Origin of the sequence: uncultured Aquincola sp., assembly GCF_964001545.1 — a bacterium.
GTDB lineage: Bacteria > Pseudomonadota > Gammaproteobacteria > Burkholderiales > Burkholderiaceae_C > Aquincola.
Window position 1 is genome coordinate 1 of the sequence record NZ_CAXFDV010000155.1, and the last position, 1902, is coordinate 1902.

Annotated in this window: 3 protein-coding genes; all 3 read right to left on the bottom strand. The window is 70.6% G+C overall.

The window, feature by feature from the left end; translation table 11 throughout:
* On the bottom strand, positions 1–439 hold a 439-nt coding region (locus ABNT58_RS05145; RefSeq protein ID WP_348752432.1), incomplete at its 3' end, for an N-formylglutamate amidohydrolase.
* Positions 436–1488, bottom strand: a complete 1053-nt coding sequence (locus tag ABNT58_RS05150; protein ID WP_348752433.1) for an oligopeptide/dipeptide ABC transporter ATP-binding protein — start codon at positions 1486–1488, stop codon at positions 436–438. The genes ABNT58_RS05150 and ABNT58_RS05145, both read right to left, overlap by 4 nt.
* Positions 1481–1902 (bottom strand): oligopeptide/dipeptide ABC transporter ATP-binding protein (locus tag ABNT58_RS05155; protein ID WP_348752434.1); only part of this gene is annotated, 422 nt, incomplete at its 5' end. The genes ABNT58_RS05150 and ABNT58_RS05155, both read right to left, overlap by 8 nt.

Consider the following 1902-nt stretch of genomic DNA (forward strand, 5'->3'; position numbering starts at 1 on the left):
CCTGCACCTCGGCCACGCTCAGCCGCCGGTCGTAGATGGGCTGACGGCCATCATGGCCGGCGTCGCGCCAGATCAGGCCAATGCCCAGGCGCGTCTTCTCGCTGGGCTTTAGTTCCTGCGGCCAGGGGCCGTCCAGCAGCGCCGCATCCAGGTCGGCCGGGTCGCGGTTGGGGTCGATGTAGCTGCGCGGAAACTCCGCCGCCAGCAGCGTGCCGCCCACGGTGGGCAGGGCCTGCCACAGCACGTCGACGTCGGTGTCCTCGCCGGCGCGCAACTCGTCAAAGGGCAGGGCGTAGCCGAAGTCGGCCGGGTACTTCAGGCCGCTGTGCGGCGAATCGGCCACCAGCGGCAGCGCATCAGCCGTGGGCTGGTACAGCGTGAAGGGGTCGAACGGCGTGGCGGCTTGGGGCTGCACACGGGTATCTGGGGTGGGTGTCATGCGGGGACTGCTTTGGCGTGCACCGTGATGGGTTGGGGCAGGTCGTTCAGGTGGCAGGCGCTGGTGTGCCCGGGGGCCAGCGTCTTCAGGGCCGGCCGCTCGCTGCTGCAGCGGGGCAGGGCCTGCGGGCAGCGCGGGTGGAAGGCGCAGCCTGAAGGCGGCGCCAGCGGCGATGGCAGCTCGCCCTGGATGGGTTGGTACTGCCGGCGTGTGGTGTCCAGCGTGGGCAGCTCGGCCAGCAGGGCCTGGGTGTAGGGGTGGTTGGGGCGGTTGAACACCGTGTCGGTGGGTGCCACCTCCACGATGCGGCCCAAATACATGATCACCACCCGGTCGGCGATGTGGCCCACCACGCCCAGGTTGTGGCTGATGAAGAGGTAGGTGAGATCGAACTCGCGCCGCAGCTGGGTGAAGAGGTTGAGCACCTGCGCCTGGATGGACACGTCCAGCGCGGCCACCGCCTCGTCGCAGACGATGGCGCGGGGCTTGAGCGCCAGCGCCCGCCCGATGCCGATGCGCTGCCGCTGTCCGCCCGAGAACTGGTGCGGGTAGCGCTGCGCATAGTCCGGGTCCAGGCCCACTTGGCGCATCAGGTCGGCCACGTAGGCGCGCTGGTCGGCCTGGCGCACCAGGCCGTGCACCACCGGCGCCTCGCCGATGATGTCCAGCACCCGCATGCGCGGGTTCAAGGAGGCCATCGGGTTCTGGAAGATCATCTGTACGCCCAGTTCATAGGCGCGGCGCTCGGCCCGCGGCAGGCTGTGCACCGGCTGGCCCTGGTAGTGCACCGTGCCGGCGCTGGGCGGGTTGATGCCGGCCACGATGCGGCCCAGCGTGCTCTTGCCGCAGCCCGATTCACCGACGATGCCGATCACTTCGCCGGCCTGCACGTCCAGGTCGACGCCGCTGACCGCATGCACCACCGCCGGTGCGTGCTTGGCGCCCAGCAGGTTGGCGATGCGGCCGGCCAGGTCCACCGGCTTGACGAAGCGCTTGTCCACGCCGCGCAGGCTGATCAGTGGCGCGGCGGCTGTGCCTTGTCTAGACATGTGCCGCCTCCAGCGGATGCCAGCAGCGGCTGAGCGCCCCTGAGGGCTGCGCCGCGATGGCCGGCGGCTGCAGGCAGGCGGCATCGGCGCGTGGGCAGCGCGGGCGGAAGGCGCAGCCCGCCGGCAGGTGCAGCAGCGAAGGCGTCATGCCCGGAATCTGCCGCAGCAGCGTGCCGTGCGTCTGCCGGGTGGGGATGGAGTCGATCAAGCCTTGCGTGTAGGGGTGGGTGGGGCTGCCGATCACCTGGCGGGCCGTGCCGGCTTCGACGATGCGGCCGGCGTACATCACTGCGATGCGGTCGGCCAGGCCAGAGATCACCGCCAGGTCGTGGGTGATCCACACCAGCGCGGTGCCGGTCTCGCGGCAGAGCTTTTGCACCTCGTACAGGATCTGCGCCTGGATGGTGACGTCCA

What these genes read in the sequence shown, in the direction of transcription:
- ABNT58_RS05150 (WP_348752433.1), bottom strand. Translation starts at nt 1,488, where the DNA reads ATGTCTAGACAAGGCACAGCCGCCGCGCCACTGATCAGCCTGCGCGGC.